The organism is Streptomyces sp. NBC_01707 (assembly GCF_041438805.1).
Classification (GTDB): Bacteria; Actinomycetota; Actinomycetes; order Streptomycetales; family Streptomycetaceae; genus Streptomyces.
Genome location: NZ_CP109190.1, coordinates 7,568,036 through 7,582,442 on the forward strand (window position 1 = coordinate 7,568,036; position 14,407 = coordinate 7,582,442).

Consider the following 14,407-nt stretch of genomic DNA (forward strand, 5'->3'; position numbering starts at 1 on the left):
CTTTATAGTCAAAGTGACTATTAAGGAGGCGGTGTGAGTCTCGCGGACATCCTCGATCCCCTGCAGCAACCCCTGGCGACAGTCCTGGACACCCCGGTCGGCTGGACCGAGGTGCTCGGCTTCGGCAGTGGGGCGCTGTGCGTCTGGCTCGTGGCCCGCCAGCATCTCGCCAACTGGCCGATCGGCATCGCCAACAACCTCCTCTTCGTCCTGCTGTTCACCCAGTCCGGTCTGTACGCCGACGCCGGCCTGCAGATCGTCTTCATCACCCTTGCCGCGTACGGCTGGTGGACCTGGACCCACGGGGGTGGACCGGGCTCGCCGGACCTGCCGGTGCGGAACACCGGCCGCGCCGAATGGATCCGGCTGTGCGCGGCAGGGGTGCTGGGGACCGCCGGTCTGACCGTTCTCCTCGACCACGCCACCGACTCCACCGTGCCGTTCTGGGACGCCCTGACGACCACGCTGTCCTTGGCCGCGACGTACGGGCAGTGCCGAAAGCTCGTCGAGTCGTGGTGGCTGTGGATCGCCGCCGATGTCGTGTACATCCCGCTGTACGCGTACAAGGAGCTCTATCTGACCTCCCTGCTGTACGCCGGCTTCCTGGCGCTGTGCCTGGTCGGACTGCGCAACTGGAAGCGTGATCTCTGCGTTCCGCAGAGGGAATTGGCGGAGGTGACAGGGTGAAGCGGTTCAGGCACGGGCTCGTGCTCGGCAAGTTCTATCCGCCGCACGCGGGCCATCACCACCTCGTCCGCACCGCCCAGGACCGCTGCGAGCGGCTGACCGTCCTGGTCTGTGCCGCCTCCGTCGAGTCCGTCCCCCTCGCCGACCGGGTGGCCTGGATGCGGGAGGTGCACCCGGACGTACGGGTCGTCGGCGCCGTCGACGACATCCGGATGGATCTCCACGACCCGGCGATCTGGGATGCCCATATGGCCGTCTTCGAAGGGGCCGTCCCGGAGGAGGTCGATGCCGTCTTCACCTCGGAGCCTTACGGGGACGAACTGGCCCGCCGGTTCGGTGCCGAATCCGTCTGCGTCGACCCCGACCGTACGGTCTTCCCGGTCTCCGGCACCGCCGTCCGCAAGGACCCGGTCGGCTGCTGGGACTTCCTGGAACCACCCGTACGGGCAGCGCTCACCCGCCGCATCGTCGTCCTCGGCGCCGAGTCCACCGGCACCACCACTATGGCTCGCGCCCTCACCGACCACTACCGCCGGCGCGGCGGTGTCTGGGCGCAGACCCGATATGTCGCCGAGTACGGGCGGGAGTTCAGCGAACAGAAGCTGGCCGCTCTGCGCACCCGGTGGCCCCGGGCCCGGTGGGAGGACGTGGGGTTCACCACCGACGACTTCCCGCTGATCGCCGCGGCCCAGAACGCCGAGGAGGAGGCGGCCGCCCGGACCGGGTCCCCGGTGCTCTTCTGCGACACCGACTCCTTCGCCACCACCGTCTGGCACGAGCGGTACATCGGAGGTCGCAACCCGCTCGTCGAGGAGACCGCCGACCGGGTCGCCCATCACCTGTGGCTGCTCACCGACCACGAGGGCGTCGCCTTCGAGGACGACGGGCTGCGCGACGGCGAGGAGCTGCGGCCCTGGATGACCGACCGCTTCCGGGCCGAACTCACCCGCACCGGGCGGAGGTTCATCGAACTCACCGGACCGCACCGGCACCGCATGGACACCGCGGTCGACGCCGTCGACACTCTTCTCGCGGCGGGCTGGGACTTCGCCGCGCCCCTCCCGGAGCGACGATGAGCACCGGCGCGCCCGAGGGCTACGACCCGTACGCCTTCGAACCGTTCGCGGTCACCGTCGACCTCGCCGTGTTCACGGTCCGCGACGGCCGGCTGCATGTCCTGCTCGTCGAGCGCGGTGAAGACCCGTACAAGGGTCACTGGGCCCTGCCCGGCGGTTTCGTGCTTCCCCGCGAGTCCGCCGAGGACGCCGCCCGCCGGGAGCTCGCCGAGGAGACCGGGCTGACCGAGGCAACCGTCTCCGCGCTCCACCTGGAGCAGCTGTGCACCTACAGCGACCCGGACCGCGACCCCAGGATGCGGGTCGTCTCCGTCGCGTACACCGCACTCGTCCCGGATCTGCCCGAGCCGCGTGGCGGCGGGGACGCGGCCAACGCCCGCTGGTGGGACGCCGGAGCACTCGGCGCGCTCGCCTTCGACCACGACCGCATCCTCACCGACGCGCACGACCGGATCGGCGCCAAGCTCGAGTACAGCTGCCTGGCGACGGCCTTCTGCCCGGCCGAATTCACCCTGGGCGAGCTCCAGCAGGTGTACGAGACGGTCTGGGGAGTCGAGCTCGACCGGCCGAACTTCCGGCGCAAGGTCCTCACCACGCCCGGCTTCGTCCAGGCCGTGGAGGGATCACCACGCCGCACCGGCGGACGGGGGAAGCCGGCTGCTCTGTACCGGGCGGGTGCCGCCACCGCCCTGCACCCTCCACTTCTGCGACCGGAAGGACGAAGCGCATGATCGTGACCCGCACCATCACCAAACAGGCCGCCACCGGCGCGCTCACCGGGCTCGCGCTCGGCGACGCGCTGGGCTTCCCGACCGAGTTCAACAACGTTCCGTCGATCCTCGCCAAGTGCGGGCCGTGGCGGCAGATGCGGCTGCCGAACCCAGCGTTCGTCAGCGACGACACCCAGATGACGCTGGCCCTCGCGCGCGGCATCCGTACCGCCATGGACCGCGGACTGCTCACCCCGCTGCGGCTGGTCCGGCCGGTACGCGAGGAGTTCGTCGATTGGTACCACTCGCCGGACAACAACCGCGCCCCCGGCCGCACCTGCATGAGCGCCTGCCGGCTGCTCGACGGTGACCGGCCCTGGCAGGAGGCCAGCCAGACCGGCTCCAAGGGCTGCGGCGCCAATATGCGGGTGGCGCCGGTCGGGCTCGTCCCGGGGCTGAGCGAGGAACAGCGCTCCGGCGCGGCGCAGTTGCAGGCCGCGCTCACCCACGGCCATCCCACGGCACTCGCCGCCTCCGACCTGATGGCGCGCGCGGTGTATCTGCTGGCGCAGGGTGCGGAGCCGACGGGACTGATCGGGCAGCTGCGGTCGTACGCGTACGAGAACAGCAGCCGCTACCTCACGCGCTGGCTCGGCGACCTGTGGCGGTACGCCGGTGACGACTCGGGCGAGAGCTACATCCAGCGTGGCTGGGACGAGTGCCTGACCGCACTGGCCCGCGTCCAGGACGCCCTGCGCGACCCGTCACCGGAGACCGACCCGTGCGAGGCGACCGGCGACGGCTGGATCGCAGAGGACGCCCTCGCCACGGCCCTGCACTGCTTCCTGCTCTTCCCCGACGAACCGGTCACCGCGCTGCGCCGGGCCGCCTGCACCCGCGGCGACTCGGACTCCATCGGCTGCCTGACCGGGGCGCTGGCCGGGGCGCACCTGGGAGCCGGGGCGTGGCCCAAGGAGTGGTCGGAGCGGATCGAGTACCGGAGCGATCTGCTGTCGCTGGGGGCACTCTGGGACTCTTGACCCATGCGTACGGAAACGATCCACCTCCATGAGGCCGGCCTCCCGGTCACGGACTTCGGCCCGGTCCTTGCCGAGGAGGCAGGCCCGCTGTTGTTCGCCACGGTCTCCGGGGCGCATCTGTACGGGTTTCCGTCCCGTGACTCGGACGTGGACCTGCGGGGGGTCCACCTCCTGCCCGCCGAGGATCTGGTGGGGCTGCGCGAGCCGGACGAGACGCGCTCGCGGATGTGGGACCGGGAAGGGGTCGAGATGGACCTCGTCACCCATGACCTGCGGAAGTTCGTCCGGTTGATGCTGAAGCCGAACGGCTATGTGCTGGAACAGCTGTTGTCGCCGCTGGTGGTGCACACGAGCGAGCCGCACGCGGAACTGGTCGCGCTGGCGCCCACGGTGGTGACGCGCAACCATGCGCACCACTACCGGGGCTTCGCCGGCACGCAGTGGCGGCTGTTCGGGCGGACCGGCGAACTGAAGCCGCTGCTCTACACGTTCCGGGCGCTGCTGACCGGCATTCATCTGATGCGCAGCGGTGAGGTGCTCGCGCATCTGCCGACGCTCCTGGGGGAGGTGGCGGCGCCCGCGTATCTGCCTGAGCTGATCGAGGCGAAGGCCGAGGCCGAACACGGTGGAGCGGGGGGCGTGGACGGCGCGGTGGTGTCCCGGGACGTCGAGGCGCTGCACCGGGTGCTGGACGAGGCGCAGGCGGAGTCGGGGCTGCCGGACGGGGCGGGCGGGTTCGACGCGCTGCACGAGTTCGTGGTGCGAGCGCGGCTGAGGGCGCTCGGGCTTCTGTCCTCGCGCTCCGAACGGGCTTGATCTCCGCATTGGCCGGGGCGGCCGGTCACCCTGTGCAGGGGAGCGACGCGGATGCCCGGCGGGTGCGGATCAGGAAGTCCTCCACCCGGGCCCGGTCCGGCTCCGGCGGGAGCGGGGAGCCCGGTGCCGACTCGTCGTTCTCCGCGGCCAGCCGCGTCATGCGGCGCTCCACCTCCGGCCACGGGACCTCGCCCCGCTTCACCGCGAGCAGGTCCTCCCTGGCCTCGCCCACCTCGATCGTCAGCCGGCCCGTACGCAGCAGATCCCGGCCGCTCGCCAGCAGCCGCAGCAGATGCATCGCGTGCTTCCAGCGCGGTGCACCGTACTGCCGGACATCCGCCTCCAGCTTCTTGCGCTGCCCCAGCGCGTAGCGGACGAAGGTCTGGTGGGCGAGTCGGGACAGGAACGCGTCGCGTAGGGAGAGGAGTTCATGGCCGACCGCGTCGGCCTGCTCCACCAACGGCGAGTGGAGGCACTCCAGCACATTGGGGTTGGCACGCAGCGCCAGTTCGCAGAAACGCTGCAGCTCCCAGGAGAACTGCTCCTGCGCCGGGCCCTCGATATGTGTCGGCGGCTTGTCGAACCGCCAGAACAGCGGGGTCGGCGCCAGGAAGACACCCCGGCGATCGGTGTCGCTGTCGTCCGTGGCCAGCCCGAACGCGCGTGAGCCCATCACACAGGAGTAGACCGTGTGGTCGCGTACGAGAGTCTCGGCATCGGGGGTGAACATGCGGGTGAGGGTACGCGAGGGCCCTCGTGCGCCTCGGCGTCCGGGCAGGGGGCAGCACGCGCCGGGCCACCGTGGCCGGCCGGCGGGCCGCGCTGCGGGGCGGCGCGTAAGCGACGGGGGCCCGACGGCGGATGTCCGTAGCCGTCGGGCCCCGAGTGGCAGACGCCCTGGTTCTGATCGACATTGTCGATAATCCATCCCCTTCGGAAGGGCAGAACCATGGCAGGAAACGACCTCGGCAGTCTGCTGGGCAGCTTGCTGGGCGGCGGAAGCCAAGGCGGGGGTTCCGGCAACGCCGGGAACATCCTCGGGACGCTGCTGGGTGCGCTGGGCGGCAGCGCGAGCGCCGGTGGCGGTGGCGGGGGCGGCGCGAACGCTCTTGAGGGCCTCATCGGGATGCTCGCCAAGTCCGGTCTTCTCGACCAGGCCCAGTCCTGGGTCGGGACCGGCGAGAACAAGCCGGTGAGTGGCGCACAGATCGCGCAGGCGCTGCCGGACGAAACCCTGCAGAAGGTCGCCCAGGACGCGGGGGTGTCGACGGAGCAGGCGGCCGACGACATCGCCAGGTCGTTGCCCGAGGCGGTCGACAAGCTGACCCCCGCGGGCGAGGTCCCGAAGGGCGGCTCGCTGGAGGACCTGATCCGGGCGCAGGCGCTCTGAGCGTTCAGGGCCGGCCGAACCCCGTATCGATTTCCTGTACAGTTGTCCAGGAAATCGATACGGGAGGCCGTCCGCCATGCACATCGCAGCCCAGGCGCTGGTCGCGTCGGTCGCGCTGATCCACGCCTGTTTCCTGGTGCTCGAAATGTTCCTGTGGGACACCGCGCGCGGCCGGAAGGTCTTCGCGACCACCCCGGCGTTCTCCCGTGAGAGCGCCGCGCTCGCCGCGAACCAGGGCCTGTACAACGGGTTCATGGCAGCCGGACTCGTCTGGAGCCTGCTCGCGGGCGACCCTGTCGCGTACCAGGCGCAGATCTTCTTCCTCGGCTGCCTGATCGTCGCCGGGGTGTACGGAGCGGCCACCGTGAGCCGCAAGATCCTGCTCGTCCAGGCGGCCCCTGCCGCCGTGGCACTCGTCCTCGTCCTGCTCGCGGGCTGAGCCCATGACGCCCGCAGCGACGGAAGGCGGCGGAGACCCCCGTACCGCACGCACCCGCGGCAAGCTCCGCGAGGCGCTCCTCGCGGCCTGCGAGGAACAGCCACTCGACCAGGTCAGCGTCTCCGACGTGGTCCGCAGGGCCGGGGTCGGCCGGGCCACCTTCTATCTGCACTACGACGATCTGCGCGCCCTGGCCGTGGACGCCTGTGCGGAGATCGTCCGGCAGGCGGTCGACGCCCTGCACGCCTGGGACGACGTGCCGCCCGGCCCCGGAGCGCCCCCCGCCGAGCTAGTCGCCCTGCTGGAGGCGGTCCGCACCCGGGCCGAGGTCTACCGGAGCCTGCTGCGTGCGGGCGGCGGGGGACCGCTCGGCGAGCTGCTGCACCAGGAGCTGCGGCAGCGCAGCATCAGCGAACTGCGCCGTCGCCGCCCCCCGGGCTCCGCGGAGGACCTGATCGCGAGCGCCGTCGCGGGACTGTTCACCGGCGTCCTCGCCGACTGGCTGCACGGCCGGACCGACGCCACCCCGGCGCAGCTGGCCGGCGGGATCTGGCGGATGCTGCTGGCCGTGCACACCGCCGCCGTTCCCCGCTGACCTCGCGTCTCACCCACAGAGCGCCTCGGCCGTCCGGCGCCGCGCCCCTCTAGGCTGAAATCGCGCAGGCGGGCACAGAGCAGGCGCGACAAGCACGAAGCGGCATGAAGAGAAGTGCACGAAGAAGTGAGGAGCCAGACGTGGCGGTACGAGCGGTCCGTGGAGCGGTCCAGCTGGAGCGGGACGAGGCCGGACACATGGACGAGCAGGTCAGCGCCCTGCTTACCGCCGTCCTGGATCGCAACGGCCTCGTCGCCGACGACCTGATCAGCATCTGGTTCACCGCCACCCCCGATCTGCACAGCGACTTCCCGGCCGCCGCCGCCCGGGGCATCGGCATCGTCGACGTACCGCTGATCTGTGCCCAGGAACTCGACATCGTGGGAGCGATGCCCCGCGTCGTGCGCATCCTCGCCCATGTCGAGACGTACCTTGCCAAGTCCGAGATACAGCATGTCTACCTCGGCGCCACCGCCGCCCTCCGCAAGGACATCGCCCAGTGAGAACCGCCGTCGTCATCGGAACCGGCCTGGTCGGCACCTCCGCAGCCCTCGCCCTCGCCGGGCGTGGTGTCCATGTCCACCTCGTCGACCACGACCCGGCGTCGGCCCGCACGGCGGCGGCGCTCGGCGCCGGTACCGACGAGGCACCTGCGGGCCGCGTCGACCTCGCGATCGTCGCCGTACCGCCCGCCCACGTGGCCTCGGTGCTCGCCACCGCCATGCGGGAGGGTGTCGCCCGCGGCTACCTCGACGTCGCCAGCGTCAAGGGCGGCCCGCGCCGCGAGCTGGAAGCCCTCGGTGTCGACCTCACGCCGTACATCGGTACGCATCCGATGGCGGGCAAGGAGCGTTCCGGTCCGCTCGCCGCCACCGCCGACCTGTTCGAGGGGCGTCCCTGGGTCCTCACACCGACCCGGGAAACCGACACCGAGGTCCTCAACCTCGCCCTGGAGCTGGTCGCGCTCTGCCGCGCCGTCCCGGTCGTCATGGACGCCGACGCCCACGACCGGGCCGTCGCGCTCGTCTCCCACACCCCGCAGCTGATCTCGTCGATGGTCGCCGCCCGCCTGGAGGAGGCCGACGAGACAGCCGTACGCCTCTGTGGCCAGGGCATAAGGGACGTCACCCGGATCGCGGCCTCCGATCCCCGGATGTGGGTGGAGATCCTCTCCGCCAACCCCGGACCGGTCGCGGACGTGCTCGCCGGGGTCGCCGCCGATCTCGAGGGGACGGTCCGGGCGCTGCGCAGCCTCCAGTCCGGCGACGACGACAAGCGCCGCGAGGGCACCGACTCCATCGAGGACGTCCTGCGCCGTGGTAACGCGGGCCGGGTCAGGGTCCCCGGCAAACACGGGGCGGCCCCGGCGGCCTACGACATCGTGGCTGTGCTCATCAGCGACCGGCCGGGCGAGCTGGCCGGGATCTTCGCGGACGCGGGCAAGGCCGGGATCAACGTCGAGGACGTCCGTATCGAGCACGCCACCGGGCAGCAGGCCGGCCTGGTGCAGCTGATGGTCGAGCCGAGCGCGGCCCCGGCACTCGCCGCGGCGCTTCGCGAGCGGGGCTGGTCGATCCGCCAGTAGGCCCCTGGCGGCCGGGGTCCGCGGGAGTTGTCCACAGGGGTGCAAAGGACCGTCCCGACACTCGGTAACCTTGTGCGGGGCGGGTTCGCGCGCCCTTGTCCCGCCCACCCCGTGTACCAGGAAGGTGTCCACCACCGTGGAAACCGTAAGCGCCGCCGCCCGGACGGCCCCGGCCGCAGTGATCGTCGCCATCGACGGACCCTCCGGCACCGGCAAGTCGAGCACGTCGAAGGCCGTCGCCGCCAAGCTCGGCCTGAGCTACCTGGACACCGGCGCCCAGTACCGGGCGATCACCTGGTGGATGCTGAACAACGGCATCGACGTGCAGGACGCCGTGGAGGTCGCGACCGCCGCGGGGAAGCCGGTCATCGTCTCCGGCACGGACCCGGCCGCCCCGACGATCACGGTCGACGGCGAGGATGCCGCGGGCCCGATCCGTACGCAGGAGGTCACCTCGAAGGTCAGCGCCGTCAGCGCGGTCCCCGAGGTGCGTGCCAGGATCACCGAGCTGCAGCGGTCGATCGCCGCGGCCGCCGAGATCGGCATCGTCGTCGAGGGCCGTGACATCGGCACCACCGTGCTGCCCGACGCCGACCTCAAGATCTTCCTGACCGCCTCGCCGGAGGCCCGCGCGGCCCGCCGCAGCGGAGAGGTGAAGGGCTCCGATCTCGCCACCACCAAGGAGGCGCTGATAAAGCGGGACACCGCGGACTCCAGCCGCAAGACCTCGCCGCTCGCCAAGGCGGACGACGCGGTCGAGGTGGACACCACCGACCTGACCCTGCAGCAGGTCATCGAGTGTGTCGTCACCCTCGTCGAGGAGAAGCGGGCCGCGAAGTGACCGCAGCCTCGGGCACGCCCACGCTGCGCGGAGCGGCGGTCGGGCGCGGGATCGGTATCGGGCTGATGTACGGGCTGTGGAAGCCCCGCGTCCTCGGTGCATGGCGGGTACCCGCCTCCGGACCCGTCATACTCGCGGTGAACCACTCCCACAACATCGACGGGCCGATGCTGATGGGCACCGCGCCCCGGCCCGTTCATTTCCTGATCAAGAAAGAGGCGTTCGTCGGCCCCCTCGACCCGTTCCTGCGCGGAATCGGTCAGCTGAAGGTGGACCGTACGAGCGCCGACCGCACCGCCATCACCCAGGCCCTCGGTGTACTGGAGAACGGCGGGGTGCTCGGGATCTTCCCGGAGGGCACCCGGGGTGAAGGAGACTTCGCCTCGCTGCGGGCCGGGCTCGCGTACTTCGCGGTACGCAGCGGGGCGCCGATCGTGCCCGTGGCCGTCATGGGAAGCACCGAGCGCCGCGGGCGGTTGATATCGGCACTGCCGCCGCTGCGCAGCGGGGTCGACGTCGTCTTCGGTGACGCCTTCGACGCGGGCGACGGAAGTGGCCTGCGGACCCGGAAGGCGCTGGACGAGGCGACCGTGCGGATCCAGGCACGGCTGACCTCGCACCTGGAGAACGCCAGGCGTTTCACCGGGCGCTAGGTAAGACTTGAGTAGTGGGCCGCGTGATCGTGGTCCATCGATGATGATGCAAAGAGGAACGGACTTCATGAACGACCAGATTCACTCCGACGGCTCGGACCACGAGCACGGAGCGCTTGGCGACGCCGAGTACGCGGAGTTCATGGAGCTCGCCGCGCAGGAGGGCTTCGACGTCGAGGACGTCGAAGGCGCGATCGACGAGATGGGCCACGGCCCGCTGCCCGTCCTCGCCGTCGTCGGCCGCCCCAACGTCGGCAAGTCGACCCTGGTGAACCGGATCATCGGCCGCCGCGAGGCGGTCGTCGAGGACAAGCCCGGCGTCACCCGGGACCGTGTCACGTACGAGGCCGAATGGGCCGGCCGCCGCTTCAAGGTCGTCGACACCGGCGGCTGGGAGCAGGACGTGCTGGGCATCGACGCCTCCGTCGCCGCCCAGGCGGAGTACGCGATCGAGGCCGCCGACGCGGTCGTCTTCGTCGTCGACTCGACCGTCGGCGCGACCGACACCGACGAGGCCGTCGTCAAGCTGCTGCGCCGGGCCGGCAAGCCCGTCGTGCTGTGCGCCAACAAGGTCGACGGCCAGAGCGGCGAGGCCGACGCCACCGCGCTCTGGTCGCTCGGTCTCGGCGAGCCGCACCCGGTCTCCTCGCTGCACGGCCGTGGCACCGGCGACCTGCTCGACGCCGTCCTCGAAGCACTGCCCGAGGCCCCGGCGCAGCGCTTCGGCACCGCGCTCGGCGGCCCGCGCCGCATCGCCCTCATCGGCCGTCCGAATGTCGGCAAGTCGTCGCTGCTGAACAAGGTGGCGAACGAGGACCGGGTCGTCGTCAACGAAATGGCCGGCACCACCCGTGACCCGGTCGACGAGCTGATCCAGCTCGGCGGCATCACCTGGAAGTTCATCGACACGGCCGGTATCCGCCGCCGCGTCCACCTCCAGGAGGGCGCCGACTACTACGCCTCGTTGCGTACCGCTGCCGCCGTCGAGAAGGCCGAGGTCGCCGTCGTCCTGATCGACGCCAGCGAGTCCATCAGCGTCCAGGACCAGCGCATCGTCACCATGGCCGTGGAGGCCGGGCGCGCGCTCGTGGTCGCGTACAACAAGTGGGACACCCTCGACGAGGAGCGCCGCTACTACCTGGAGCGCGAGATCGAGACGGAGCTCGCGCAGATCGCGTGGGCCCCCCGAGTGAACGTCTCGGCCCTCACCGGCCGCCACATGGAGAAGCTGGTCCCGGCGATCGAGACCGCGATCGAGGGCTGGGAGACCCGGATCCCGACCGGCCGGCTGAACGCCTTCCTCGGTGAGATCGTGGCCTCCCACCCGCACCCGGTCCGCGGCGGCAAGCAGCCCCGCATCCTCTTCGGCACCCAGGCCGGCACCAAGCCGCCGCGGTTCGTGCTGTTCTCCTCCGGCTTCCTCGAGCACGGCTACCGCCGCTTCGTCGAGCGCCGGCTGCGCGAGGAGTTCGGCTTCGAGGGCACCCCGATCCACATCTCGGTGCGGGTCCGCGAGAAGCGCGGCCGCAAGAAGTGACGCGGGCCTGATCCGCTCCGTCCCGGCCATGGCGCCGGACATGACGAAGCCCCGTACCGTCCCTGCTGTGAACGGTGCGGGGCTTCGTCGTGCCAGGGCCTCGCCGTGCGGTCAGGCTCCCCGGGATCCCGGGGGCAGTGCGGCCGGCTGGGGACGCCCGGCGTGCCGGCCGACCCGCTGCCAGGAACCGAGGTTTCCGGTGTGCGTGCCCGAGCCGGAGTGGCCCATGTGGCTGGAGTGGCCCGAGTGGCCGCTCAGCGGGGCCCGGCTGCCGAACATGCCGGTCCCGAACGCCACGAAGCCCAGGTTCTCCTCGCCGCTCCGATCACCTGGCAGCGCCCGGAACGACCGGCGGTACTCGGAGTACAGCGCGTCGTAGATCGGGGTATGGGTCTGACCGCCCGAGCGGTCCTGCGGCGGACGCATGGCAGGGATCGGGCTCGGGCGCTGGTGGGAGGGGTCGTATGAGTGCACGTATGTGCCAACGACCCCATCGGCCGTCGGATGCGGGCCCGGCGGAGAAATCGCTGTTCGCCGGGGGTGCGAGGAGCGTACGGACATGATCAGGTCCCGGCCAGCGGCATCGCGGCCGCGACCAGGAGGCCGCTCGCCGCGGCCTTCTCCAGCGCGTCGCGCAGCAGGTCCTCGCGGGGCTGCTGGCCGATCGATCCCACCGGAGCGGCGAAGACGAGCACGGTCTGGGACTTGTTGGCCGCGGCCCGCCAGCCATCGGTGACCTGCAGCGGTGCGTGGGCCTGCCACCAGGCGACCGGGGCGCCGCCGCCCGTCCCGGGCTGGAGCACGGCGTGCAGCTGGCCCATGGCGAGCAGGATCGACCAGCCGTGCAGCACCGCGGGCACCTGGTCCATCCGGTGGACCGGGTGGAAGCCCTGCTCCAGCAGGAGCTGCAGGAACTCGTCGCCCCCGCTGCCGTAGGTGCCGGGGCGGGTGATCGCGCCGGTCGGCTCGACGACCAGCGCCGGGTGGAGCTCGTCGTCGATCAGGACGAGTCCGCTGGTGATGCCCAGGACGGCCTGCTCGGGCATGAGGCCCTGCGGGGTCTCCGGCTCGTTGCCGGTGATGCTGCGCACGGCGCCCTGCAGCTGCTCCTCGGAGACCTGGACGACCTGGGAGGGGATGCAGGTCGCGTGGGCGAAGGCGAGCACGGCGGTCTCGTCGCCGACGAACAGCACCGTGCTGGTGCGCTCCTGCTCCGAGTCGCCCGGGGTGCGGCAGGAGGTGCAGTCGTAGCTGCCTGGGGCGTTGTCGCCGACGAGCAGCCGATCGGCTTCGGCGTCGCCGATCTCGGCGCGTACGTCCTCGCTGACGTCGAGCATGCGCGGCACGGGTGGCTCCTCGAACTCGGTGCGTGCGCCGGGCGGTTCCCGGCTCATGAACAGACAACGGGTGAGCTGCGGCCGGGGTCACGCGGGAAAGGGAACGGAATCGAACCATCCGACGCGGAGGGTGAATCGGGGGACCGATGGGTTTACTCCCGGTCGATACCCGCTGATCGAACCCGCATCGGCGAGACCGGGCGGGGAGGGGTGGATACGACGACAGGTCGACAAATCAGGAAATCAGAGCACGTATCCAGTGGCTGAAAAGCGTCCATGTGTCCTGTGAAACGGCAGCCGGTTCTCACCGTCACCCCAGGCGCAACCCGCAGCACATCGGTCGAATCGGGGGAACGGTGCCTCGTGCAGGGGGTCATCCGTGCGACGTCCCACCCCGCCGGTGCGCCGGCGGAGGAGCGTGACAACGGGATCGTGGCGGCTTTCCGTCACCGTGACGACCTCGCGCCGGGCGCCCTGCTCGGTCGGTGACGACCTCTGCGCCCGGCTGGAGCCGGGCACCGCGGCAGGCCGATCCGGATCGCGGACGGTAGCTGTCCGCAACCGCTGGCAGACTCGTCCCATGTTGGAGACCTCGGCACGACTGCTGCGCCTGCTCTCACTCCTGCAGGCCCACCGGGACTGGTCCGGCGTCGAGCTCGCCGAGCGGCTCGGTGTCACCCCCCGGACCGTCCGACGCGACGTCGACAAGCTGCGCGAGCTCGGCTACCCGGTCAACGCAAGCCCTGGCACCGGCGGCGGCTACCAGCTCGGTGCCGGGGCCGAGCTGCCGCCGTTGCTCCTCGACGACGAGGAGGCCGTCGCCGTCGCGGTCGGGCTGCGCACGGCGGCCGGCCACGGCGTGGAGGGCATCGGGGAGACCTCCGTACGCGCACTCGCCAAGCTCGAGCAGGTACTGCCGAACCGGCTGCGACGGCGGGTGAGCGCGCTGGGCGCCTTCACCGTGCCCATGCTGCGCGGCCCCGACGCGTCGACCGTCGACCCGGGGGTTCTCACCGAGCTGGCCGGGGCCTGCCGGGACAGCGAGCGGGTGCGCTTCGCCTACCGCGCCCATGACGGCTCCGCGTCGCGCAGGATCGTCGAACCCCACCGGCTGGTGTGCACCGAGCGCCGCTGGTATCTCGTCGCCTGGGACCTGGACCGCGCGGACTGGCGTACCTTCCGGGCGGACCGGATCACCCCCACGCCGCCGCACGGTCCCCGCTTCGTCCCGCGCCGCCCACCCGCCGAGGACCTTGCCGCCTATGTCTCCCAGGGCGTCTCCACCGCCGCGTACGCAGCGCATGCCGTGATCCGGCTGAAGGTGCCCGTCGAGCGGGCGGCCGAGCGGATCTCACCGTCCTCCGGCGTGCTGGAGCGGATCGACGAGGACAGCTGCCTGCTGCGGACGGGCGCGGCGGGTCTGGACGTTCTCGTGGTCCATGTGATGCTCATGGGATTCGACTTCGAAGTCGTCGAGCCGCCGGAGCTCAACGAAGCGATCAGGGCCGCCAGGGACCGGCTGTCCCGGGCGCTCGACTGAACCGCGGCGTGCTCTTTCGTCTGTCAACTCGCTGTGTCCGGTATACGGGTGGATGTCGGCGGCCGTCCCGGTCCGATGGTGTGGATATCGTGTCCAAAAGATAAGGCCGCCGTAAGGAAGCGTGAATTCCCGGTGCTCGGTTGCTTTTCCGGGCGCCGCCG

17 protein-coding genes are annotated in these 14,407 nt (G+C 71.2%); 14 read left to right on the forward strand and 3 right to left on the reverse strand.

Annotated elements, in window-relative coordinates:
* Positions 1–33: 33 nt before the first annotated feature.
* Genes pnuC through OG963_RS33980 form a run of 5 tightly spaced genes read left to right on the forward strand, consistent with a single transcriptional unit; the run spans position 34 to position 4,329 of the window.
* Entirely contained in the window at positions 34–687 is a 654-nt protein-coding gene (gene pnuC, locus OG963_RS33960; RefSeq protein WP_319326729.1) for a nicotinamide riboside transporter PnuC, read from the forward strand.
* Positions 684–1,763, forward strand: coding sequence for an AAA family ATPase (locus OG963_RS33965; protein WP_371799782.1), 1,080 nt, complete (start codon positions 684–686; stop codon positions 1,761–1,763). The genes pnuC and OG963_RS33965 overlap by 4 nt, the downstream gene beginning before the upstream one ends.
* Positions 1,760–2,494, forward strand: coding sequence for an NUDIX domain-containing protein (locus OG963_RS33970; protein ID WP_030917930.1), 735 nt, complete (start codon positions 1,760–1,762; stop codon positions 2,492–2,494). The genes OG963_RS33965 and OG963_RS33970 overlap by 4 nt, the downstream gene beginning before the upstream one ends.
* Positions 2,491–3,513, forward strand: coding sequence for an ADP-ribosylglycohydrolase family protein (locus OG963_RS33975; RefSeq protein WP_030917932.1), 1,023 nt, complete (start codon positions 2,491–2,493; stop codon positions 3,511–3,513). Before OG963_RS33970 ends, OG963_RS33975 begins: the two co-directional genes overlap by 4 nt.
* A 3-nt stretch (positions 3,514–3,516) precedes the next feature.
* The gene (locus tag OG963_RS33980; RefSeq protein WP_319326738.1) at positions 3,517–4,329 is read left to right on the forward strand and encodes a DNA polymerase beta superfamily protein; all 813 of its coding nucleotides are present in this window, start codon (positions 3,517–3,519) and stop codon (positions 4,327–4,329) included.
* A 25-nt stretch (positions 4,330–4,354) separates the two neighbouring features.
* On the opposite strand, the gene OG963_RS33985 is transcribed toward OG963_RS33980, so the two are convergent.
* On the reverse strand, positions 4,355–5,059 hold the full coding sequence (locus tag OG963_RS33985; protein WP_319326740.1) for a DNA polymerase beta superfamily protein: 705 nt from the start codon (positions 5,057–5,059) through the stop codon (positions 4,355–4,357).
* Between the two features lie 219 nt (positions 5,060–5,278).
* Here OG963_RS33985 and OG963_RS33990 point away from each other — a divergent pair, with 219 nt between their 5' ends.
* From OG963_RS33990 to der, 8 genes are all read left to right on the forward strand, one after another.
* The gene (locus tag OG963_RS33990; RefSeq protein ID WP_093774947.1) at positions 5,279–5,719 is read left to right on the forward strand and encodes a YidB family protein; all 441 of its coding nucleotides are present in this window, start codon (positions 5,279–5,281) and stop codon (positions 5,717–5,719) included.
* A 76-nt stretch (positions 5,720–5,795) separates the two neighbouring features.
* The gene (locus tag OG963_RS33995; RefSeq protein WP_093929964.1) at positions 5,796–6,158 is read left to right on the forward strand and encodes a DUF1304 domain-containing protein; all 363 of its coding nucleotides are present in this window, start codon (positions 5,796–5,798) and stop codon (positions 6,156–6,158) included.
* A gap of 4 nt (positions 6,159–6,162) precedes the next feature.
* On the forward strand, positions 6,163–6,753 hold the full coding sequence (locus OG963_RS34000; protein WP_093774949.1) for a TetR/AcrR family transcriptional regulator: 591 nt from the start codon (positions 6,163–6,165) through the stop codon (positions 6,751–6,753).
* A gap of 140 nt (positions 6,754–6,893) precedes the next feature.
* Entirely contained in the window at positions 6,894–7,256 is a 363-nt protein-coding gene (gene aroH / locus OG963_RS34005) for a chorismate mutase (RefSeq protein ID WP_030917949.1), read from the forward strand.
* Positions 7,253–8,338 (forward strand): prephenate dehydrogenase, encoded by a 1,086-nt coding sequence (locus tag OG963_RS34010; protein WP_093774951.1) that lies wholly within the window; start codon positions 7,253–7,255, stop codon positions 8,336–8,338. The genes aroH and OG963_RS34010 overlap by 4 nt, the downstream gene beginning before the upstream one ends.
* A 124-nt stretch (positions 8,339–8,462) precedes the next feature.
* Positions 8,463–9,179, forward strand: coding sequence for a (d)CMP kinase (gene cmk, locus OG963_RS34015; RefSeq protein ID WP_030917956.1), 717 nt, complete (start codon positions 8,463–8,465; stop codon positions 9,177–9,179).
* Positions 9,180–9,244: 65 nt separating this feature from the next.
* Positions 9,245–9,832 (forward strand): lysophospholipid acyltransferase family protein, encoded by a 588-nt coding sequence (locus OG963_RS34020; RefSeq protein WP_371126432.1) that lies wholly within the window; start codon positions 9,245–9,247, stop codon positions 9,830–9,832.
* Positions 9,833–9,899: 67 nt separating this feature from the next.
* Entirely contained in the window at positions 9,900–11,369 is a 1,470-nt protein-coding gene (gene der, locus OG963_RS34025; RefSeq protein ID WP_030917962.1) for a ribosome biogenesis GTPase Der, read from the forward strand.
* A gap of 111 nt (positions 11,370–11,480) precedes the next feature.
* Here der and OG963_RS34030 read toward each other — a convergent pair whose 3' ends face one another.
* Positions 11,481–11,795, reverse strand: coding sequence for a hypothetical protein (locus tag OG963_RS34030; protein ID WP_093774953.1), 315 nt, complete (start codon positions 11,793–11,795; stop codon positions 11,481–11,483).
* Between the two features lie 137 nt (positions 11,796–11,932).
* Complete coding sequence (locus OG963_RS34035; protein WP_093775478.1) at positions 11,933–12,715, reverse strand: hypothetical protein; 783 nt, start codon at positions 12,713–12,715, stop codon at positions 11,933–11,935.
* 571 nt (positions 12,716–13,286) lie between these two features.
* Between OG963_RS34035 and OG963_RS34040 the strand changes: the two genes are divergently transcribed.
* The gene (locus OG963_RS34040) at positions 13,287–14,246 is read left to right on the forward strand and encodes a YafY family protein (protein ID WP_093929966.1); all 960 of its coding nucleotides are present in this window, start codon (positions 13,287–13,289) and stop codon (positions 14,244–14,246) included.
* Positions 14,247–14,407: the final 161 nt, after the last annotated feature.